Origin of the sequence: Mesorhizobium sp. M0615 (genome assembly GCF_040320805.1) — a bacterium.
Lineage (GTDB): Bacteria > Pseudomonadota > Alphaproteobacteria > Rhizobiales > Rhizobiaceae > Mesorhizobium.
Map to the genome: position 1 here is coordinate 394,987 of NZ_JAMYQI010000003.1, position 18,859 is coordinate 413,845.

The window sequence follows — 18,859 nt, forward strand, 5'->3', positions numbered from 1 at the left end:
GCCTCGATGCGCCCTTCCAAACGCCAAGCCGACGAAATGCGCGCCATCTCCTTCGAGCGCGGCGTCTCCAAACACGCCGAGGGCTCGTGCCTGGTGAAATTCGGCGACACGCATGTGTTGTGCACGGCGAGCCTGGAGGAAAAGGTGCCGGGCTGGATGCGCAATTCCGGCAAGGGCTGGGTGACGGCGGAATACGGCATGCTGCCGCGTTCGACCGGCGAGCGCATGCGCCGTGAAGCCTCGGCCGGCAAGCAAGGCGGCCGCACGCTGGAAATCCAGCGGCTGATCGGCCGCTCCTTGCGCGCCGTTGTCGACCTGCAGGCACTGGGCGAACAGCAGATCACCGTCGACTGCGACGTCATCCAGGCCGATGGCGGCACCCGCACGGCCTCGATCACCGGCGGCTGGGTGGCGCTCTACGATTGCCTGCGCTGGATGGAAGCGCGGCAGATGGCCAGTGTTGCCAAGGTGCTGAAGGACCATGTCGCGGCAATTTCCTGCGGCATCCATGACGGCCAGCCGGTCATCGACCTCGACTACATCGAGGATTCATCTGCCGGCACCGACGCCAATTTCGTCATGACCGGCAAGGGCGGCATCGTCGAGATCCAGGGCACCGCCGAGGGCGAGCCTTTCTCGGAAGGGCAGTTCGCGGAGCTGATGGGCCTTGCCAAGAAGGGCATTCAGCGGCTGGTGAGCTTGCAGCAGATGGCTGTGGCTTGATTGAATTTAACGTGATGACGTCGGCGATCCTTCACACCCCCCTCTGGCCTGCCGGCCATCTCCCCCGCAAGGGGGGAGATCAGAGGTCGCTACCGTTTTCGCCAACCATCAACGTTGAGACGCCGCCAGCGGAACTGCCAATCTCCCCCCTTGCGGGGGGGATGCCCGGCAGGGCAGAGGGGGGTGCCTGATGCAACCCTCCGCTATTCTTGAGTCAGCGCTTTACGTCACGGATCTCGCCGCTGCCGAAGCCTTCTACTCCAACGTCCTCGGCCTCCCTCTCCTCGGCAAGGTCGACGGCCGCCATCTCTTCTTCCGCTGCGGCCCGGGCGTGCTGCTCATCTTCAACGCCGAAGCCACCAAAATCCCGCCGGCGCCCGATGCGCGGCTGAAAGTGCCGCCGCATGGCACGGTCGGCGAGGGCCATCTCTGCTTTGCCGCAAGTGAGGATGAACTCGCACAGTGGAAGGCGCAACTTGAGGCGAAAAACATCGCCATCGAAAGCGAATTCGAATGGCCGCAGGGCGGGCGCTCGATCTACATACGCGACCCCTCGGGCAATTCGATCGAATTCGCCGAGCCAAGGATCTGGGGCCTTTGATGCATTCTCTCGATGGAAAGAAGATCGTCGTTGCCAGCCACAATGAAGGCAAGCTGCGCGAATTCGCCGATTTGATGGGTCCGTTCGGCTTCGAGGCGAAGTCGGCCAAGGACTACGGCCTGCCGGAACCGGAGGAGACCGGCACCACCTTCGAGGAAAACGCCTACATCAAGGCCTTCGCCGCGGCTAAGGCGACCGGCCTGCCGGCGCTGTCGGACGATTCGGGCCTGTGCGTCGACGCGCTCGACGGCGCCCCCGGCGTCTACACCGCCAATTGGGCCGAAGCTCCCGATGGCAGCCGCGACTTCGGGATGGCCATGCAGCGCACCGAAGTGGCCTTGCAGGAGGTCGGCGCCGCCAAGCCAGCGCAGCGCAAGGGGCGGTTCGTCGCCGTCATCTGCCTGGCCTTCCCCAATGGCGAGGCTGAATATTATCGCGGCGAAGCTGAGGGAACGCTGGTGTGGCCGCCGCGCGGCGAACTGGGCTTCGGCTACGACCCGGTGTTTTTGCCCGACGGTTTCGACAAGACGTTCGGCGAGATGAGCGCTGAGGAAAAACACGGCTGGAAGCCCGGTCAGCCGACGGCGCTGTCGCACCGCGCCCGCGCCTTCCAGAAATTCGCCCGCGCCAGGTTAGGCTCAGCTTAATGTCGCTGGACCGCAGCCCGGGCTTCGGGGTCTACATCCATTGGCCGTTCTGCGCCGCCAAATGCCCGTATTGCGACTTCAACAGCCATGTCCGTCACCAGCCGGTCGACCAGGAGCGCTTTGCCCGCGCCTTCGAGAACGAGCTGAAGACCATGAGCGAGCGGACCGGGCCGCGCGAAGTGACCAGTATCTTTCTCGGCGGCGGCACACCGTCGCTGATGCAGCCGCAGACGGTGGCGGCGGTGCTGGACGCCGTGGCGAAGAACTGGACGGTGCCCGACGGCATCGAGGTGACGCTGGAAGCCAATCCGTCCTCGGTCGAGGCCGAGCGATTTCGCGGCTACCGCGCCGCCGGCGTCAACCGTGTGTCGCTCGGCGTGCAGGCGCTGAACGACAAGGATCTGCGCTTCCTCGGCCGGCTGCACAATGTCGACGAGGCGCTGCATGCAATTGGCCTGGCACGGGACATATTCCCAAGACTTTCCTTCGACCTGATCTACGCCCGCCCCGGCCAGACGCTGGACGACTGGCAGGCGGAGCTCGAACAGGCGATCGGCCATGCCGCCGACCATCTGTCGCTCTACCAGCTGACCATCGAGGAAGGCACGCCGTTCCATGCCCTTCATGCGGCGAACAAATTCATCATCCCCGATAATGACCGGGCCGCCGATCTCTATGCGCTGACGCAGGAGATCACCGCAGCGCATGGCCTGCCGGCCTATGAGATTTCCAACCACGCCAGGCCGGGCGCCGAGAGCCGGCACAATCTGACCTATTGGCGCTATGGCGAATATGTCGGCGTCGGACCGGGCGCGCATGGCCGCTTTATCGAGAACGGCCACCGCACCGTGACGATCGCCGAGCGGATGCCGGAGACCTGGGCCAATCTGGTGGAGGCCAGGGGCCATGGCGTCACCGGCGGCGAGATCCTGACGCGCTCCGAAGAGGCCGACGAGTTCCTGCTGATGGGGCTGAGGTTGGCCGAAGGCATCGACCTTTCCCGCTACGAGGCGTTTTCCGGGCGCGGCCTGTCGAGCGCCCGGCTGACCGTGCTGCAGGATGAGGGGCTGGTGGCGCCGATCGGCAATGCCAGGCTACGCGCCACGCCAGCCGGCATGATCGTGCTCGATGCCGTGGTGGCGGATTTGGCGCGGTGAGCCCACAGGGCAAATGGCCGGGCTGTTGGACGATTTATCGGCTTGAGCAAGGATGTTAGAAAGTCGACTTGTTGAACCGCTGGCGTGCCAGCGCCGCATCCGAGGTGACTCCTGCGATGACGTTCCTGATCCACGAGACCTTGATGACATTGAACACGGATGATGTGTTCGAGTTTGGATTGACCGAAATCTTGAGATCTCCAGAGCAAGACGACCTCTTTGAGGCTCAGGCGATTTTCATCAGGAACGCAACGGTCACATCGAAACTAAAATTGACCCACTTGAGCGAATTCAGCGTTGTCCTCAGTTTCATAACATATATTGGAAATAAGCTTCGCGGAATCGCCAAGGATGAGTTGCTCGAGTTTGATCTGAATGGACTCACATTTGATCAGTACATCCCTCTCAGCAAAAATCTGCGTAAGATCTGGGATGAGTAGTCGGTGAAGAACGTCCTGTTCGTCTGCAGCCAGAACCGCTTGCGCAGCCCGACCGCCGAGCAGGTGTTCTCCAAACGTAGGGATATCGAGGTCGAGTCGGCCGGCACCAATCACGATGCAGACACGCCGCTGACGCATGAACTGGTCGCCTGGGCCGACATCGTCTTCGTGATGGAAAAAGCGCACCGCACCAAGCTGCAGAAGAATTCAAGGAGAGCCTGAAGAAGGCCCGCGTCATCTGCCTCGACATCCCGGATGACTACGGATCCATGGATCCGGAGTTGATCGACCTTCTGAAGGCACGGGCTTCGCGATATCTCGATTGAACTATGGGGGCTTCGTAACCACGCGTTCGTCATCCTCGAGTCTGCGCCGCGTCGCTTCGCTCCTTGCTCGCCCGTGATGACGAAGTGAGGGTGGTCCTCGCCAATCGCGAAGGTCAAGCGTCGTGCTTGAAGCGGCGCTTGCCGCGGTGTTTCTCGGCATGCGCCTCTCCGGTCCGGGCCGGCTTGGCGTCGCTCTTGTCCCGGCGGACGCTGTTCTGGTCGTTCATCGGATGCGGCGGCGCGCCTTCGCGGGCGCTCTTCGTTTCAAGACGGGTGATGAAGATATCGAAACGATTGGGCATCGTACGGTCAGTGCTCCGTCGTGCTGTCCGGTTTGTTGTCCGAAAGCCTGACATTCGTCGGCAAGGCGGTGGCCGTCCGACTGGCCAGGCCGGTGTCGCTTTCGGCGAGCGCACGCTTGCCCTTTCGCGCAGTGAAGCGCTTGCGCTCGGCATAATAGGGCTCGAAAACGTCCTGCAATTCCAGGCTGTCCATCCTGTCCTCCTCCTCAAGAGACTCAGGTATTCAATCCGCCAGCCACGCTTTCGTTCCCCACTGTGGCAAAGACATGGCCGCCGGGTTACATCGGCGTCAGGTTTGGCCCGACGTTCGGGAGTTTTGCAACCCGGCGCGCGCCATGCCAAACAGGGCGAAATGGAGAGACCCGGTGACCGGCGAGAAACGCAGCTATGTGATCGGGCAGACCGAGGTCGCAGTCCGGCCGCTGGCGCCGGCGCTGTATCTGGTGGCGACGCCGATCGGCAACCTCTCCGACATCACGCTGCGCGCCTTGGAAACGCTGGCTGCCGCCGACATAGTCGCCTGCGAGGACACCCGCGTCTCACGCGTGCTGCTCGACCGCTACGGCATCCGCAGGCGCACAACCGCCTATCACGAACACAATGCCGGCGAGGCGGGACCGAAGCTGATCGCAGCACTCGAGGCCGGGCAGAGCGTGGCGCTGATTTCGGATGCCGGCACGCCGCTGATCTCCGACCCAGGCTACCGGCTGGTCGGCGAAGCGCTGGAGCACGGCCTGCGCGTGGTGCCGATCCCCGGCCCATCGGCGCCGCTGGCGGCGCTGACTGCGTCGGGCCTGCCGTCCGACGCCTTCCTGTTTGCGGGGTTTTTGCCGGTGAAATCTGGGCAGCGGCTGACCAGGCTGGAGACCTTCAAGACGGTGCCGGCAACGCTGATCTTCTTCGAGTCGCCACGCCGGCTGGCCGATACGCTGCTTGCGATGGTCGAGGCGCTGGGTGGTGGGCGCAAGGCCGCCATCGGCCGCGAGCTGACCAAGACTTTTGAAGAGATGCGGACGGGAACGCTGCAGGCGCTGGCCGACCACTATGCGGCGGCTGACACGCCGAAGGGCGAGATCGTCATCTGCGTCGGGCCCGCCGAGATCAAGGCCGACCAACCCGCCGACATCGACAGGCTGCTGCTGTCGCTGGCCGCCGAAATGCCGGCGTCCAAGGCGGCGGCGGAAGCGGCGAAGATGACAGGCGGGCAGAAGCAGTCGCTCTACCGCCGGCTGCTGGAACTCAGGGATGCGGTTGGAGAAGGCGAAGGTGGCTGAGCGCCCGGCCGCCAGCCGCCAAAAAGCCTATCGGCGCGGCCATCGCGGCGAGTGGCTGGCGGCGGCGGCGCTGATGCTGAAAGGTTATCGCGTCCTCGCCCGCCGGCATCGCACCCGCTTCGGCGAGATCGACCTGATCGCCAGGCGCGGCGACCTGGTGCTGTTCGTCGAGGTCAAGGCGCGGCGCACGCTGATGGAAGCGATGGAGGCGATTGGCCACGAATCGGAGCGCCGCATCGAGGGCGCGGCCGACATCTGGCTGTCGCGCCAACCGGATTATGGCAGATTGTCGATGCGCTTCGACATGATCGCGGTGCTGCCCTGGCGCTGGCCTGTGCATGTCGAGAACGCGTTTTATGGGAGGAGTTAGCGGCCTTTACCCTCCCCCTTGTGGGGAGGGTCGGTGAGCAAGCGACGCGTCGTTGGCGAAACGGGGCGGGGGTGTGGCGCCGACCCCCACCCCGATCCGCTTTGCGGATCGACTGACCGGGGCGAGCCGCCTGTCTCGCCCGTCCTTCGGACCCCCACAAGGGGGAGGGTAAAGCTCACCCCCAGATCATCAGCGCCACCAACCCCACAGTGCCCACCACCAGGCGCCACCAGCCGAAGAGCGAGTAGCCGTTGCGCGAGACGTAATCGAGCAGGAAGCGCACGACGATCAGCGCGGTAACGAAGGCGGCGACGAAGCCGATGGCGATGATCGGCAGATCGGCGCTGCTCAGCACGTTGCGGTTCTTGAACAGATCGAAGGCGAAGGCGCCGACCATGGTCGGTATGGCGAGGAAGAAGGAGAATTCCGCCGCCGCGCGCTTGTCGACGCCCAGCAGCAGCGCGCCGACGATGGTCGAACCGGAGCGCGACGTCCCGGGGATCAGCGACAGGCACTGGAACAGGCCGATTTGCAAATAAAGCCTTGTCGGGAAGCGCTCGACGTCGCGGTAGACCGGCTGCAGCTTCATGCGGTCGACGACCAGCAGCACGACGCCGCCGATGATCAGCATGATGCAGATCAGCCTTGGCGATTCGAACAGCACCGTCTTGATGAAATCATGCGCCAGCGCGCCGATGATGGCGGCCGGCAGGAAGGCAATCAGGATGCCGATGACGAAATGCCGCGTCAGCCGATCATGCGGCAGGTCGAGCAGCATCTGCCACAGACGGCGGAAATAGACGCTGAGGATCGCCAGGATGGCGCCGAGCTGGATCAGGATCTCGAACGCCTTGCCGGTGGAATGGAAGCCGAGGAAATGGCCGGCGAGCAGGATATGGCCGGTCGAGGAGACCGGGATGAACTCGGTCAGCCCCTCCAGCAGGCCGAGCAGCAGGGCTTCGACGATGGTGTGGCTATCCATGGCAACCTCGGCATTCAAGGGACGGAAGGAAACGGCTGGCAAAAGGGCTTGCTTGTCACGGCGCGGAAGTCCCCCTATAGGTCGCAGCACCGTGACGGCCGCATGACGGGCCGCCAAGACTTACCGGTGCGGACGGCGATTCGCCAGTGCGCCTTAATATCGCGGAATCATGCTGACGCTTTTCCATCACCCGATGTTCGCCACCTGCCGCTTCGTGCGCCTCGCCTTCGGCGAATATGGCGAGGAGCTGGCGCTGATCGAGGAAAAACCGTGGACGCGGCGCAAGGAGTTTTTGGCGCTGAACCCCGCCGGCACCTTGCCTATCCTGCTGGCCGAAGGCGACGTGCCGATCGTCGGCGCCATGGTGATCGCTGAATATCTCGACGAAACACGTGGTGTCCTGAAGCGCGACAAGCGCCTGTTTGCGGAAGACCCGATGCAGCGCGCCGAAATCCGCCGCCTGACCGACTGGTATCTCAACAAGGCCGAGAGCGAAGTGACCCGGCATCTGGTGCGCGAGCGCGTGCTGAAGCCGGTGATGCCGGAAACGGCGGGCGGCGGTTCCCCCGATTCGGCGGCGATCCGCGCGGCGCGCGCCAACATTCGCCAGCACATGAAGTACACCAACTGGCTGGCCGGCACCCGTCATTGGCTGGCCGGCAGCAAGGTCACCTATGCCGACCTGGCGGCAGCGGCGACGCTGTCGGTGCTGGATTATCTCGGCGAGATCGATTGGCGCGAGCATGCCGCGGCGCGCGAATGGTACACGCGGGTGAAATCGCGGCCGTCGTTCCGGCCGCTGCTCTCCGACCGGGTTCGCGGCCTGTCGCCGGTTTCGCATTATGCGGACCTCGACTTCTAGAAGCCAAACCCTGCGCGCGCTGATCGACGCCGAGGCGCGGCGCGCCGGCTTCGATGCGGTTGCCGTCACCACGCCTGACGCGATCCCGCTGGCGCCTGCCAGATTGGCAGAATTCGTCGCCGATGGTTTTCACGGTTCGATGGCGTGGATTGCGGAGACGCTTCAACGCCGCAGCGAGCCTTCGACGCTGTGGCCCGAGGTGCGCTCGATCATCGTGCTGGCAATGAATTACGGCCCCGACCACGATCCGCGTGCGCTGCAGGCAAGGCGCGATCTCGGCGCGATCTCGGTCTATGCGCAAAACCGCGACTATCACGAGGTGATGAAGGGCCGGCTGAAGGAGATCGCCGGCAAGATCGTCGCGCGGGCCGGCGGCGACGTGAAGGTTTTCGTCGATACGGCGCCCGTGATGGAAAAGCCGCTGGCTGAGGCCGCCGGGCTCGGCTGGCAAGGCAAGCACACCAATCTGGTCAGCCGCGAGCACGGCTCCTGGCTGTTTCTCGGCACCATCTTCACCACGGCGGAGCTCACGCCAGATTCGACCGAGGTAGACCATTGCGGTTCCTGCCGCGCCTGTCTCGACGCCTGCCCGACCGACGCCTTTCCGGCGCCCTACCGGCTCGATGCCCGGCGCTGCATCTCCTACCTGACCATCGAGAACAAGGGGCCCATCCCGCAAGAATTCCGCGAAAAGATCGGCAACCGCGTCTATGGCTGCGACGATTGTCTCGCCGCCTGCCCGTGGAACAAGTTTGCCCGCGCCGCTTCGGAAGCCAAGCTTGCTGCCCGCGACGAACTGCGCGAGCCGCCGCTCGGCGAGCTGTTGCAGCTGGACGACACGGCGTTCCGGTCTTTCTTCTCGGGCTCGCCGATCAAGCGCATCGGCCGCGATCGTTTTGTCCGAAACGTGCTGGTTGCCGCCGGCAATTCCGGCGATACTTTGCTGGCTGACCCTGTCCGCACCCTCCTTGGCGACGCCTCGCCGCTGGTGCGCGGCGCGGCGATCTGGGCGCTGGCGCGGCTGGTGACGGCCGCCGAATTCAACGGGCAGGCGGCGATCTACTTGAAAACCGAAACCGACACGACAGTGCAGGACGAATGGCTGTCCGCATTGCCAATTGAGGCGCACGCATGAGCGAAAAACAGGTTTTTATCTTCGGCGCCGGCTATTCGGGCAAAGCCTTTGCACGGGCCAATGCGGAGGCGATTACGATCTTCGGCACCACGCGCTCGGCCGAGAAATTCGAGGCATTGCGTCAGGCCGGCATCGCGCCGCTGCTGTTTCACGGCGCCCTGACACCTGAAATCGGCGAAACGCTGGAGACCACCACCCATCTCGTCGTCTCCGTGGCACCGGAGGAGGCCGGCGACCCTGTGCTTCTCGCCGCGCGCAAGGCGATCGAGGCGATGCCGGCGCTTCGCTGGATCGGCTATCTTTCGACCGTCGGCGTCTATGGCAATTATGACGGCGCCTGGGTCGATGAAACGGCCGAGTGCCGGCCGGTGTCGAAACGCTCGTCGATGCGAGTGGCGGCCGAGCGAGACTGGCTGCAGCTTGGCCTCGATACCGGCAAGCCGGTGGCGATCCTGCGGCTTTCCGGCATTTACGGGCAAGGACGCAACGCGCTGGTCAATCTGGAAAACGGCACGGCGCGGCGGCTGGTCAAGCCCGGCCAGGTGTTCAACCGCATCCATTGCGACGACATCGCCGGCGCGCTCTGGCACCTCATCGGTGGCAATACATCAGGCATTTTCAACGTCACCGATGACGAACCGGCGCCGCCGCAGGATGTCGTCACCTATGCCGCTTCGCTGATGGGCGTCGAGCCGCCGCCGGAGATTCCTTTCGAGACCGCCCAACTTTCGCCCATGGCGCGGTCCTTCTATGGCGAGAACAAGCGCGTCGCCAACGCCGCGATCAAGGCAGCGGGCTACCGGTTCCGCTATCCGGACTACCGCCAGGCGTTCGATCGGATGTGGGCCGACGGCAGCTGGCGCGACGGCGAGCCGCGCAGCCCGATGAAGGTAGATAATCGAAACGCGAGCCCGAGGGTGATATGATTCGATTGTGTTGCGGACTTTTGCAGTTGGGTTCATGACGATTTCGATGCGATCCTTGACCGGCAGACGGCCGTTCCTGACGGCGGCGCTGGCGATCGTGGCGCTGGCCGGGCTGGTGGCGGGCGCAATCACGGCCGAGCCACGGGCAAAAGACCTGTTCGGCGCCAAGAAGCTGCCGGCGGTGGCTGCGGCGCAATCCTTCGGCTTCTATTCAAAGGGCTGCTTCACTGGCGGCGTCGCCATTCCGATGGACGGCCAGAACTGGGAGGTGATGCGTCCCTCGCGCAACCGGCGCTGGGGTCATCCAACGATGATTGCGCTGATCGAGAAGCTGTCGCGCGATGCCGCCGCCGACGGCTGGCCGGGGCTTCTGATCGGCGACATTTCGCAGCCGCGCGGCGGCCCGATGCTGACCGGGCACGCCTCGCACCAGATCGGCCTCGACGCCGACATCTGGCTGACGCCGATGCCCGACCGCAAGCTTACGACCCAGGAGCGCGAAAACATCAGCGCCACGCTGATGGTCGACGACAAGACGCATCTGGTGAAGGACAGGCTGTGGAAGCCGATGCATACCAAGCTGTTGAAGCGCGCGGCGAGCTATCCGGAAGTCGAGCGCATCCTGGTCAATCCTGGGATCAAGAAGAAGCTGTGCGACACCGTCACCGGCGACCGTACCTGGCTGAGAAAAATCCGGCCGTTCTGGGGCCATGACTATCATTTCCACATCCGCATCGGCTGCCAGCCGGGCTCGCCCAACTGCAAGGGGCAGGAAGCGACGCCCGACGACGACGGCTGCGGCAAGCCGCTGGCCTGGTGGTTTACCGAGGAGCCGTGGCGGCCCAACAAGAACCCGGACGCGCCCAAGGCGCGCGACCTGATGACGATGGCGAACCTGCCGAAACAATGCCAGTTCGTGCTCGACCAGCCCGATGCCGACTCGGCGGAAGCCGTCACCTATCGCGGTGGCGGCGTGCCGATGGCCGCCAGGGCGCCGGAACCCGACGCGCCTCCGCCTATTGCGGGCAATGCGGGCGGCTTGCCAAACGCAGCCAACGCCTTCACCGCCACGCCGGAGATCGGCATTCCCCTGCCAAGGCGACGGCCGCCGGCAAACGTCGGACAGTGATGGCGAACTGACGCTTTCCCTTTCCGGGGCCATGCGCTAGTCAATCGATTGAAAACCGGGGCGATTGAAACCCGGGGCGATTGAAAACCGGGCGATTGAAAACCGGGCGATTGAAAAACCGGGCGATTGAAAAACCGGGCGATTGAAAAACCGGGCGATTGAAACGGTCGCAACGGCGCCGCAAAGGGGACGAGCAAGAGCATGTCAGGCGACGACGACACCGCGTTGCGGTTTCCAGTGCTGATCGGCGACATCGGCGGCACCAATGCGCGCTTTTCGATCGTGCTCGACGCAAATTCGGAAGCCGGTGAGCCGCATATCGTGCAAACCGCCAATTTCGCCACCATAGACGAGGCGATCCAGGCGGCGGTGCTCGACCGGTCGTCCATCCGGCCGAATTCGGCAGTGCTGGCGATCGCCGGACCAGTCGATGGCGACGAGATCCCGCTTACCAACTGTCCCTGGGTGGTGAAGCCGAAGCAGATGTTTGCCAATCTGGGCCTGGGCGACATCGTCGTGCTCAACGATTTCGAGGCGCAGGCGCTGGCCGTCGTGGCGCTCGGCGAAGAGCATATGGAAAAGATCGGCGGCGGCACGCCGGAGGAGAATGCCGGACGCGTCGTGCTCGGCCCCGGCACCGGCCTCGGCGTCGCCGGGTTGGTTCATGCCCTCCACCACTGGATCCCAGTGCCTGGCGAAGGCGGCCATATGGATATCGGTCCGCGGACGCCGCGCGATTTCGAGGTGTTCCCGCATATCGAAAAGCTGGACGGCCGCATTTCGGGCGAGCAGATCCTGTGCGGGCGCGGTCTGGTCAATGTCTACCGGGCGGTCGCCAAGGCCGACGGCAAGCCGGCGCCGTTCACCACGCCGGCCGAAATCACCGGGGCGGCGCTGGCCAAGACCGACCCGGTTGCCGAGGAAGCGCTGGCGCTGTTCGTCACCTGCCTCGGCCGCACCGCCGGCGACCTCGCGCTGGTGTTCATGAGCCGCGGCGGCGTGTTTTTGACCGGCGGCATCGCGCAAAAGATCGTTCCGGCACTGAAGGAAGGCAGTTTCCGTGCCGCCTTCGAGGACAAAGCGCCGCACAGCGCGCTGATGGCCTCGATGCCGGTCTATGTCATCACCCACCCGCTGGCAGCGCTTCTGGGCCTTGCCGCCTATGCCCGCAACCCGTCGCTGTTCGGCGTCCAGACCGCGGGGCGGCGCTGGCGCACGTAATCCATTTCGTCCCGAACATGGGTCTGTTCCTGGAAATGGCTGCCGCTTTCGTGACCCTGACCTCGAGCCGCGACGAAGTTTCGCCATAGGCAAGCCGTAGCCGGGGCGCTAAGAGGGGGCCGAATTCCAGCCTGGCATCCCTAGATGCCGGTTGATTTCAGATCGAATCGACCTGAAATCATCCGGCTCTAAATCAAAGAGATAGAGCATGATGTCGTCCGAAAACCGCTTCACACTTCTCGGCATCATGCTCTAGCAAACCACGAAGCGCCCGCGATTTGACCGCTCAAAGTCCACTCAAACTGAAAGTCCAGCCAGCTGAGGTCACTGCGGTGCTGCGCCGCATCCTGGCCGAAAACGGTAGTGAATATCGCTGGACCTATGTCGTTGCCGTCGGCTGCCTGCTGATTGTTTCCGCCACCACCGCCTTCACGGCGTGGATCATGGCCCCGATGATCAACGAGATCTTCTACGAACGACGCGGCGACATGATCGTCTGGATCTGCGCCGGGATCATGGCCGCCTCCGTGCTGCGCGGCTTCGCCGGTTACGGCCAGGCGGTCGCGTTGGCCAAGATCGGCAACAATCTGGTCGCCCGCTACCAGAAGCGCAGCTTCGACCACCTGATGAAGCTCGGCGTCGACTTCTTCAACGATACGCGTTCCGGTCGGCTGGCGGCACAGGTCAACGAGAATGTCGGCGGCGTTCGCGATCTGCTGTCGCTGACGCTGACCTCCATCAGCCGCGACGCGGTCTCGCTGATCGCCCTCGTTGGCGTCATGATCTACCAGGATCCGGTGTTGTCGCTCAGCTCGCTGCTGATCGGGCCGCCGCTGATCTGGGCCGTCGTCTACATCACCCGCCGATTGCGGCGCATCAACCGGGAATCGGTGCTGATCAACTCGCGGCTGAACGGGTCCGTACAGGAGGCCACGCAAGGCATCGCCATCGTCAAGGCCTTCACCCTGGAAGCCGAGCTGGCGCGCCGGATCGGCATCATGGCCGATAAGGCCGAGCAACGTAACAACAAGATCGCCCGGGTCGCGGAGCGGCTGTCGCCGATTTCCGAGATTTTGGGCGGTCTCGCCATTACCTCTGTCCTTGCCTATTCCGGCTACCGGGCGCTGGTGCTCGGACAACCACCAGGCGCTGTGTTTTCCTTCATCACCGCGCTGATCATGGCCTACGATCCGGCACGGCGCCTGGCTCGTACGCAGGTCGGTATGGAACGTGCCCTGGTCAACGCCCGGATGATTTACGAGCTGCTCGACCTGGAGCCTAAACAGGGCGATGCGCCCGACGCGGTCGAAGCCAGGATCACCACCGGCGAGGTTCGCTTCGACAATGTGACGTTCGGCTACAGCGCCGACATGCCGGTGATCAGGAACCTGAGTTTCACCGCCGCGGCCGGCAAGGTTACGGCGGTGGTCGGGGCCTCGGGTGCCGGCAAGACGACGCTCGTGGCGCTGCTGCAGCGCTTCTACGATGTCGACAAGGGTTCGATCGAGATCGATGGCCAGGACATTTCCAAAGTCACCAAGCACTCGCTGCGCGGCTCGATCGCCTATGTCTCGCAGGCGCCCTATCTGTTCGAAGGCAGCATACGCGACAACATCCGTTTTGGCCGACTTTCGGCGACCGACGCCGAGATCGAGCGGGCGGCGGTGCTGGCGGCGGCCGACGAGTTCATCCGTCAGCAGCCGCAGGGCTACGACACGCCCGTCGGCGAGGGCGGCTCGACACTTTCCGGCGGCCAGCGCCAGCGCGTCTCGATTGCCCGGGCGATCGTGCGCAACGCGCCGATCCTTTTGCTCGACGAAGCGACCTCGGCGCTCGACAACGAGGCCGAGGCGCGCGTCCAGGAGGCCCTGACCCATGTGATGGAAGGGCGCACCACCATCGTGATAGCGCATCGCCTGTCGACGGTCGTCAACGCCGACCACATTATCGTGCTTGAAGAGGGGCGCCTGGTCGAGGAAGGCACCCATGCCGCACTGATGGCCGATCCAAACAGTGTCTACGCCCGCTTCCACCGCATTCAAGGCAAGAACGGACTGGGGCTTGTCGACGACTCGAAGCCCGTCCAAACTCCGGTCCGGCGCAGCCGCGCCAAGAAGGCGGTGGGGAGAACAGCATGAGCGAATCCAGCGAAATGGGCCTGGTGGTGGTGGGGGCGGCCGGCCGCATGGGCCAGACGCTGATCCGCGCCATCCATTCGATCCCAGGCGCCCGCGTCGTCGGCGCGGTCGAACGAACCGGATCGCCCTATCTCGGCAGGGATGCGGGCGAGCTTGCCGGCATCGGCATCATCAATGTGACGATCGGCGACGATCCGCTGCCGGTGTTCGCCAAGGCCGACGGCGTGCTCGATTTCACCATGCCGGCAGCCACCGTCGAATTCGCAGGCTATGCCGCGCAGGCACGCATTGCCCATGTCATCGGCACCACCGGCTGCTCGGCGGAAGACGACACCAGGATCGAGGCCGCGGCGCGCCACGCGACGATCGTCAAATCCGGCAATATGAGCCTCGGCGTCAATCTTCTGGCGGTGCTGGTCGAGCAGGCCGCGCGCGCGCTCGGTCCAGAGGATTTCGACATCGAGATCCTCGAAATGCATCACAAGCACAAGGTCGACGCGCCCTCGGGCACCGCCTTGCTGCTCGGCGAAGCGGCGGCGGCGGGACGCGGCATTTCCCTTGCCGGCAACGATGTGCGGTCACGCGACGGCCATACCGGCGTGCGCAAGCCAGGAACGATCGGCTTTGCCAGCTTGCGCGGTGGCTCGGTGGTCGGCGACCACAGCGTCATCCTGGCCGGGACCGGCGAGCGCATCACGCTGTCGCACCATGCCGAGGACCGCGCCATCTTTGCCCGCGGCGCGGTCAAGGCCGCGCTCTGGGCGCGCGGTAAAAAGCCCGGACTTTATTCCATGCGGGACGTGCTCGGCTTGAGCTAAACTATCCATAATTTTGAAGGAGCAAACATGTCGGGAACTCTCGTGCTCGTGCGCCACGGCCAGAGCGAATGGAACCTGAAGAACCTGTTCACCGGCTGGCGCGATGTCGACCTTACCGAGCAGGGCCACAAGGAGGCCAAGGAAGCCGGCCAGAAGCTCAAGGCACGCGGATTGAAATTCGACATTGCCTTCACCTCGGCGCTGATCCGGGCGCAGAAGACCTGCCAGCACATTCTCGACGCGGTCGGCCAGAGCGATTTGAAGACGATCCGCGACCAGGCGCTGAACGAGCGCGACTACGGCGACCTCTCCGGTCTCAACAAGGACGACGCGCGTCAGAAGTGGGGCGAAGAGCAGGTGCACATCTGGCGCCGCTCCTACGACGTGCCGCCGCCCGGCGGCGAAAGCCTGAAGGACACCGGCGCCCGCGTCTGGCCCTATTATCTTCACGACATGCAGTCGCATGTGCTGAAGGGTGGCACCGTGCTGGTCGCCGCGCATGGCAATTCGCTGCGCGCACTGATCATGGCGCTGGACGGCAAGAGCGGCGAGGAGATCGTCAAGCTCGAGCTCGGCACCGGCGTGCCGGTGATCTACAAGCTCAACGCCGATTCCACTGTGGCGTCGAAGGACGTGCTGGAGGGGTGAGGTTTTCGGCCAACGCATTCGCCGAGTCGGCGCTGCCCCTCATTGCCGGGCAGTTCTCCCCGTATAGTGACGGGGAGAAAGGGCTGGCCGCAGCCTCGGCGCTCTTCTTGTGACGCAGGTGACCGGCGAAAATCACCGATGAGAGCGCCCCTCTCCCCGTCACTGTGCGGGGAGAGGATGCCGGCAGGCAGGTGAGGGGCGGCGTTGACCCCCGGGAAACTAAGCCGGCAGGCTGCGGCCCTCGAAAAAGCGCGTTGACACATATCGTTTGCCCGCTTACATGAGCCCGCACCAGCCCAGATGGCGGAATTGGTAGACGCGCACGGTTCAGGTCCGTGTTCCGCAAGGAGTGGAGGTTCGAGTCCTCTTCTGGGCACCAAATTCCCGTTTCGGATAAGTCCGAAATGATTTAGACGCGAAGCAAAAAAGCCCGGTTCCCGGGCTTTTTTGCTGATGGATGACAGATAGTCCAGCGGAGGGTCAATGCGGCGGGCGAACCGCTTTCATTGCTTCTTCTTCGAGTGTCTGGAGCTTCTCCCGAATCTCCTCCGGCTCGGCATGCTCCAGGCCGACGACATCGTTTCTGGTCTCATTCAGCGAAACGATAATCTCATCAAGCTTGGCGTGAATGGCGGCCGTGTCGCGGTAACCCTGGATCAGCACAACGCCCGTGATCACGATGGCCGCTACCGACAATGCGTAGGTGACCACATTGGTCAGGCCGAATGGCACCAATGCAGTACAGAGCAGCATGGCTACAAGAAGGACATAGAAGCCCGGTGGCCGGGATAGAAAGTCGCCCATCACAAACAGGAAGCGATTCATATCCAGGCCGCGGTCAAAAATGCCACTAGTGCGGTGACGGCTACGCAAATTGGAATTGCCGCGAGTAAGGCAGCTTCCAGGACCCAAGTTTCCTTGTCGCTAAACATCAGACATCCTCCCGTTGAGAAAAGGCTGCCCGTAGACTTTCACAGGGCAGCCACAGCTCGCCGCTCCAGACCGGAGCGGCGGGCTCGCGCGTTATTCGATGATCTGCACGACCTTGCGCGTGTCGGGATCGACGAGAACCGCATGATCTCCGACAACCGTATACTTGTAGCGGACATCCGGAACGTCGATTGCGTGGAGCTCGACAGTGTCTGGAAGTGCCGTGCCGACATTGAGTTCGACGCCGAGCAAACTGACTGAGGCCAGCTTCTGCTTATGGATATATTCGCGAATGACCGTCTGTTGTTCGGGCTTGAGAACAATAACGTCCTCGGCAAACGAGGTGCCGATGCCCGCCATAAGGAGGAGGGCGCCAGTGGCGCTGACGAAATATCTGGTCATGGGAATTTCCTTTTCATAGGTCAGTTCGGAAGCGTGGATACGAGCAGATCAGCCGCCACTCGCAGGGGCTGGGGCAGGTGCCGCAGGCTTTGCGGGTACAGCCGGAGCTTCCACCTTTGGCGCTTCAACCTTGACGTTGATATCCTTGCCGCCGTCGCCGCGGATATTGATGACGCCGGTAAAAATAAGCAATACTACGACTGCAATAAGTGCAAGAACAACGGCAATCGCAGTGCCGCCACCACCACCAGAATTAACAACAGTTGGGCCGTCGGCCATGTGTTCCTCTCCTGTTTTATTTAGTTGCATTTGGGAAACGCCTGCCCCGCTTGAACGTTCCGCCTCGGGACTTGGGTCTTAGCTGATGTCCGACTTTGGTCTGGTTCGCCGCGGACTGAAGGCACGGAACAATCTGGCTGATCTCAAGTTCGGTCCCTCGGCGAACAGGCGTGGTGCCGTCGCCGGATTACGCGAGGAGAAAACCATGAAAATCCACTTTGCAAGTGCCGCTGCAGGCTTGTTGCTTTTGGCTGGCGTCGGCAGCGCCGCAGCTCAGGATGTCGTCATCACACCGGAGCAGGATACGGTCGTCCGCGAATATGTGAAAAAGCAGCCGCTGGCTTCGGTGAAGATCCCGGGCGTGGAGCTGAACGTCGGCAGTGCCTTGCCTGATACGGTCGAGCTGCACGAAGTTCCCAACGTCAAATACCGCTACGTCGTGGTCGACAACCGCACCGTCCTGGTCGATCCCGGCACCCGGAAAATTGTGAAGGTCTACGACTGATCGAATAGCTGCCGCCCGCCGCCGGCCATGGCGGCGGGCAGCGGATTTCACATTGCGCTCCAGGATGATCGAAGATGATCGATGACGTAGAGACATCGCCAGCCCTTGATACCCGCCTGGGTTCTCTCAGGGCGAGAATGCGCGATGCGCGCATAACAGAGGCCGACATGAAGACCTTTCAGAAAGTCGCATCCATCATGGTTGGCGGCAGTGGCCGCATCAGCGGCGATGACCTGATTGCAGCTTCGTTCGTCCTCGAGGACCAGCCGGAAGGCTTGTGAGGCGGAGTACTCACGTGTGCAGGCTCCCGCAACGCTGATCCCAAGTGTTCTGGTGCTGAACACATTCCTGCTACGGGCCGGCGTCGAAGGCGTGCCCGCTGGCGAGGTCGCGTCGCGCTCAAGCATCGTCCAGAACACCATGTCGCCGCATGTGACGATACTCGGCCATGCTAGCCGATGCGGGCGCCATAGAAAATCACCGCGGCCGGCAGAACCGGGCAGGCCGGTCCAGAGCGTCGCCACGCCTATGGTCAGAAATGTCACCGAGGCCAGTTTGGTGCAGATCGGATGATGGTAGCGAGCGATCGCCATATCGACCGTACGGGCGCCGGCCTGGGAAGGACCCACCAGCGCGCCAAGGCCGGCCGCCGAGCCCAGCGTGGTCGGCGCGCTGTTTGCCCTGCAACGCGGGGCTATGCGGCGTGCTCGCACAAGTTAGCTCCAACTTGAGGCACGGCGTGAAGTCTCGGTGCTTGCCCCCACGATGGCGAGGTACGAAGTCAAAAGCGGTCAATGTGCTTAGCGATCTACAGTCGACTTCAGCCGCCGTTTCGAATGATGGCGCCCCGCAATCACGAGATTTGTCGATAATAATCGATATTAGGCTGTATTCGCGACTATCCCTCATAGTGGGCGATTAGATAAAATTGATATGATATCCCAGATCGGAGGAGATCGATCCATTCGGGCCGGCATCAGCATGAGTGAACCGCAGCTACCGCAAGTTGACAGCGATCATCGGGCGGATCTGGTTTGGTACGAA

General features: G+C 63.3%; 23 protein-coding genes, 1 tRNA gene and 1 pseudogene. 18 read left to right on the forward strand and 7 right to left on the reverse strand.

The window, feature by feature from the left end; all coding sequences use genetic code 11:
• Nucleotides 1-6: 6 nt before the first annotated feature.
• The 6 genes and pseudogenes from rph (at nucleotide 7) to NKI46_RS07165 (ending at nucleotide 3,894) form a co-directional block, all read left to right on the forward strand.
• Complete coding sequence (rph, locus tag NKI46_RS07140; RefSeq protein ID WP_023672052.1) at nucleotides 7-723, forward strand: ribonuclease PH; 717 nt, start codon at nucleotides 7-9, stop codon at nucleotides 721-723.
• A 190-nt stretch (nucleotides 724-913) separates the two neighbouring features.
• Nucleotides 914-1,324 carry a VOC family protein gene (locus NKI46_RS07145; protein WP_023692947.1) on the forward strand — a complete coding sequence of 137 codons (411 nt, stop codon included), beginning with the start codon at nucleotides 914-916 and terminating at the stop codon, nucleotides 1,322-1,324.
• Nucleotides 1,324-1,971, forward strand: a complete 648-nt coding sequence (gene rdgB, locus NKI46_RS07150) for an RdgB/HAM1 family non-canonical purine NTP pyrophosphatase (protein WP_023692946.1) — start codon at nucleotides 1,324-1,326, stop codon at nucleotides 1,969-1,971. The genes NKI46_RS07145 and rdgB overlap by 1 nt, the downstream gene beginning before the upstream one ends.
• Nucleotides 1,971-3,128, forward strand: coding sequence for a radical SAM family heme chaperone HemW (gene hemW, locus NKI46_RS07155; RefSeq protein WP_023681230.1), 1,158 nt, complete (start codon nucleotides 1,971-1,973; stop codon nucleotides 3,126-3,128). The genes rdgB and hemW overlap by 1 nt, the downstream gene beginning before the upstream one ends.
• A 68-nt stretch (nucleotides 3,129-3,196) precedes the next feature.
• Entirely contained in the window at nucleotides 3,197-3,568 is a 372-nt protein-coding gene (locus NKI46_RS07160) for a hypothetical protein (protein ID WP_023672057.1), read from the forward strand.
• 3 nt (nucleotides 3,569-3,571) lie between these two features.
• Nucleotides 3,572-3,894 (forward strand): annotated as a pseudogene (locus NKI46_RS07165) (low molecular weight protein tyrosine phosphatase family protein).
• Nucleotides 3,895-4,007: 113 nt separating this feature from the next.
• On the opposite strand, the gene NKI46_RS07170 reads toward NKI46_RS07165, so the two are convergent.
• Together NKI46_RS07170 and NKI46_RS07175 are read right to left on the reverse strand one after the other, a co-directional pair.
• Nucleotides 4,008-4,196, reverse strand: a complete 189-nt coding sequence (locus tag NKI46_RS07170; RefSeq protein ID WP_023672058.1) for a hypothetical protein — start codon at nucleotides 4,194-4,196, stop codon at nucleotides 4,008-4,010.
• Nucleotides 4,197-4,203: 7 nt separating this feature from the next.
• Complete coding sequence (locus NKI46_RS07175) at nucleotides 4,204-4,389, reverse strand: hypothetical protein (RefSeq protein ID WP_023672059.1); 186 nt, start codon at nucleotides 4,387-4,389, stop codon at nucleotides 4,204-4,206.
• A gap of 172 nt (nucleotides 4,390-4,561) precedes the next feature.
• On the opposite strand from NKI46_RS07175, the gene rsmI reads away from it, so the two are divergent.
• Both rsmI and NKI46_RS07185 read left to right on the forward strand, forming a co-directional pair.
• Nucleotides 4,562-5,470: a 16S rRNA (cytidine(1402)-2'-O)-methyltransferase gene (gene rsmI, locus NKI46_RS07180; protein WP_023745883.1), complete on the forward strand. Its 909-nt coding sequence runs from the start codon at nucleotides 4,562-4,564 to the stop codon at nucleotides 5,468-5,470.
• Entirely contained in the window at nucleotides 5,463-5,840 is a 378-nt protein-coding gene (locus tag NKI46_RS07185; RefSeq protein WP_352745479.1) for a YraN family protein, read from the forward strand. Before rsmI ends, NKI46_RS07185 begins: the two co-directional genes overlap by 8 nt.
• Before the next feature lie 175 nt (nucleotides 5,841-6,015).
• On the opposite strand, the gene NKI46_RS07190 is transcribed toward NKI46_RS07185, so the two are convergent.
• Nucleotides 6,016-6,822 carry an undecaprenyl-diphosphate phosphatase gene (locus tag NKI46_RS07190; RefSeq protein ID WP_023745885.1) on the reverse strand — a complete coding sequence of 269 codons (807 nt, stop codon included), beginning with the start codon at nucleotides 6,820-6,822 and terminating at the stop codon, nucleotides 6,016-6,018.
• A 169-nt stretch (nucleotides 6,823-6,991) separates the two neighbouring features.
• Between NKI46_RS07190 and NKI46_RS07195 the strand changes: the two genes are divergently transcribed.
• The 9 genes from NKI46_RS07195 (at nucleotide 6,992) to NKI46_RS07235 (ending at nucleotide 16,078) form a co-directional block, all read left to right on the forward strand.
• A complete protein-coding gene (locus NKI46_RS07195; protein ID WP_023672063.1) occupies nucleotides 6,992-7,684 on the forward strand; it encodes a glutathione S-transferase family protein in 693 nt (230 codons plus the stop codon).
• Nucleotides 7,665-8,819: a tRNA epoxyqueuosine(34) reductase QueG gene (gene queG / locus NKI46_RS07200; RefSeq protein WP_352745482.1), complete on the forward strand. Its 1,155-nt coding sequence runs from the start codon at nucleotides 7,665-7,667 to the stop codon at nucleotides 8,817-8,819. The genes NKI46_RS07195 and queG overlap by 20 nt, the downstream gene beginning before the upstream one ends.
• Nucleotides 8,816-9,745, forward strand: a complete 930-nt coding sequence (locus NKI46_RS07205; protein WP_352745485.1) for an SDR family oxidoreductase — start codon at nucleotides 8,816-8,818, stop codon at nucleotides 9,743-9,745. The genes queG and NKI46_RS07205 overlap by 4 nt, the downstream gene beginning before the upstream one ends.
• A gap of 46 nt (nucleotides 9,746-9,791) precedes the next feature.
• Nucleotides 9,792-10,874, forward strand: a complete 1,083-nt coding sequence (gene mepA / locus NKI46_RS07210; RefSeq protein ID WP_502896807.1) for a penicillin-insensitive murein endopeptidase — start codon at nucleotides 9,792-9,794, stop codon at nucleotides 10,872-10,874.
• A 201-nt stretch (nucleotides 10,875-11,075) separates the two neighbouring features.
• The gene (locus tag NKI46_RS07215) at nucleotides 11,076-12,095 is read left to right on the forward strand and encodes a glucokinase (protein ID WP_352519098.1); all 1,020 of its coding nucleotides are present in this window, start codon (nucleotides 11,076-11,078) and stop codon (nucleotides 12,093-12,095) included.
• Between the two features lie 278 nt (nucleotides 12,096-12,373).
• Entirely contained in the window at nucleotides 12,374-14,233 is a 1,860-nt protein-coding gene (locus NKI46_RS07220) for an ABC transporter ATP-binding protein (RefSeq protein ID WP_352745488.1), read from the forward strand.
• Nucleotides 14,230-15,051 (forward strand): 4-hydroxy-tetrahydrodipicolinate reductase, encoded by an 822-nt coding sequence (gene dapB, locus NKI46_RS07225; RefSeq protein ID WP_023819308.1) that lies wholly within the window; start codon nucleotides 14,230-14,232, stop codon nucleotides 15,049-15,051. Before NKI46_RS07220 ends, dapB begins: the two co-directional genes overlap by 4 nt.
• A gap of 27 nt (nucleotides 15,052-15,078) precedes the next feature.
• Nucleotides 15,079-15,699, forward strand: coding sequence for a 2,3-bisphosphoglycerate-dependent phosphoglycerate mutase (locus tag NKI46_RS07230; RefSeq protein WP_023672068.1), 621 nt, complete (start codon nucleotides 15,079-15,081; stop codon nucleotides 15,697-15,699).
• A 294-nt stretch (nucleotides 15,700-15,993) separates the two neighbouring features.
• Nucleotides 15,994-16,078 (forward strand) — tRNA-Leu (locus tag NKI46_RS07235).
• A 101-nt stretch (nucleotides 16,079-16,179) separates the two neighbouring features.
• Here the strand turns inward: NKI46_RS07235 and NKI46_RS07240 are convergent.
• The 3 genes from NKI46_RS07240 to NKI46_RS07250 all read right to left on the reverse strand — a co-directional run bounded on the left by NKI46_RS07240 (nucleotide 16,180) and on the right by NKI46_RS07250 (nucleotide 17,340).
• The gene (locus NKI46_RS07240; protein WP_023672069.1) at nucleotides 16,180-16,524 is read right to left on the reverse strand and encodes a low affinity iron permease family protein; all 345 of its coding nucleotides are present in this window, start codon (nucleotides 16,522-16,524) and stop codon (nucleotides 16,180-16,182) included.
• A 198-nt stretch (nucleotides 16,525-16,722) separates the two neighbouring features.
• Nucleotides 16,723-17,031, reverse strand: a complete 309-nt coding sequence (locus tag NKI46_RS07245; protein WP_352745491.1) for a DUF1236 domain-containing protein — start codon at nucleotides 17,029-17,031, stop codon at nucleotides 16,723-16,725.
• Between the two features lie 48 nt (nucleotides 17,032-17,079).
• Entirely contained in the window at nucleotides 17,080-17,340 is a 261-nt protein-coding gene (locus tag NKI46_RS07250) for a hypothetical protein (protein ID WP_245263031.1), read from the reverse strand.
• A 175-nt stretch (nucleotides 17,341-17,515) separates the two neighbouring features.
• Between NKI46_RS07250 and NKI46_RS07255 the strand changes: the two genes are divergently transcribed.
• Complete coding sequence (locus NKI46_RS07255) at nucleotides 17,516-17,815, forward strand: DUF1236 domain-containing protein (protein ID WP_023687568.1); 300 nt, start codon at nucleotides 17,516-17,518, stop codon at nucleotides 17,813-17,815.
• A gap of 47 nt (nucleotides 17,816-17,862) precedes the next feature.
• Here the strand turns inward: NKI46_RS07255 and NKI46_RS07260 are convergent, their stop codons facing one another.
• Nucleotides 17,863-18,528: a hypothetical protein gene (locus NKI46_RS07260; RefSeq protein ID WP_352745494.1), complete on the reverse strand. Its 666-nt coding sequence runs from the start codon at nucleotides 18,526-18,528 to the stop codon at nucleotides 17,863-17,865.
• Nucleotides 18,529-18,859 lie beyond the last annotated feature (331 nt).

Bases quoted from the DNA above. Each gene is read 5' to 3' on its own strand.
- rph (WP_023672052.1), top strand. From the start codon at position 7: ATGCGCCCTTCCAAACGCCAAGCCGACGAAATGCGCGCCATCTCCTTC.
- NKI46_RS07145 (WP_023692947.1), top strand. From the start codon at position 914: ATGCAACCCTCCGCTATTCTTGAGTCAGCGCTTTACGTCACGGATCTC.
- rdgB (WP_023692946.1), top strand. From the start codon at position 1,324: ATGCATTCTCTCGATGGAAAGAAGATCGTCGTTGCCAGCCACAATGAA.
- hemW (WP_023681230.1), top strand. From the start codon at position 1,971: ATGTCGCTGGACCGCAGCCCGGGCTTCGGGGTCTACATCCATTGGCCG.
- NKI46_RS07170 (WP_023672058.1), bottom strand. From the start codon at position 4,196: ATGCCCAATCGTTTCGATATCTTCATCACCCGTCTTGAAACGAAGAGC.
- NKI46_RS07175 (WP_023672059.1), bottom strand. From the start codon at position 4,389: ATGGACAGCCTGGAATTGCAGGACGTTTTCGAGCCCTATTATGCCGAG.
- NKI46_RS07190 (WP_023745885.1), bottom strand. From the start codon at position 6,822: ATGGATAGCCACACCATCGTCGAAGCCCTGCTGCTCGGCCTGCTGGAG.
- NKI46_RS07195 (WP_023672063.1), top strand. From the start codon at position 6,992: ATGCTGACGCTTTTCCATCACCCGATGTTCGCCACCTGCCGCTTCGTG.
- queG (WP_352745482.1), top strand. From the start codon at position 7,665: ATGCGGACCTCGACTTCTAGAAGCCAAACCCTGCGCGCGCTGATCGAC.
- NKI46_RS07205 (WP_352745485.1), top strand. From the start codon at position 8,816: ATGAGCGAAAAACAGGTTTTTATCTTCGGCGCCGGCTATTCGGGCAAA.
- mepA (WP_502896807.1), top strand. From the start codon at position 9,792: ATGCGATCCTTGACCGGCAGACGGCCGTTCCTGACGGCGGCGCTGGCG.
- NKI46_RS07215 (WP_352519098.1), top strand. From the start codon at position 11,076: ATGTCAGGCGACGACGACACCGCGTTGCGGTTTCCAGTGCTGATCGGC.
- dapB (WP_023819308.1), top strand. From the start codon at position 14,230: ATGAGCGAATCCAGCGAAATGGGCCTGGTGGTGGTGGGGGCGGCCGGC.
- NKI46_RS07230 (WP_023672068.1), top strand. From the start codon at position 15,079: ATGTCGGGAACTCTCGTGCTCGTGCGCCACGGCCAGAGCGAATGGAAC.
- NKI46_RS07240 (WP_023672069.1), bottom strand. From the start codon at position 16,524: ATGAATCGCTTCCTGTTTGTGATGGGCGACTTTCTATCCCGGCCACCG.
- NKI46_RS07245 (WP_352745491.1), bottom strand. From the start codon at position 17,031: ATGACCAGATATTTCGTCAGCGCCACTGGCGCCCTCCTCCTTATGGCG.
- NKI46_RS07250 (WP_245263031.1), bottom strand. From the start codon at position 17,340: ATGCAACTAAATAAAACAGGAGAGGAACACATGGCCGACGGCCCAACT.
- NKI46_RS07255 (WP_023687568.1), top strand. From the start codon at position 17,516: ATGAAAATCCACTTTGCAAGTGCCGCTGCAGGCTTGTTGCTTTTGGCT.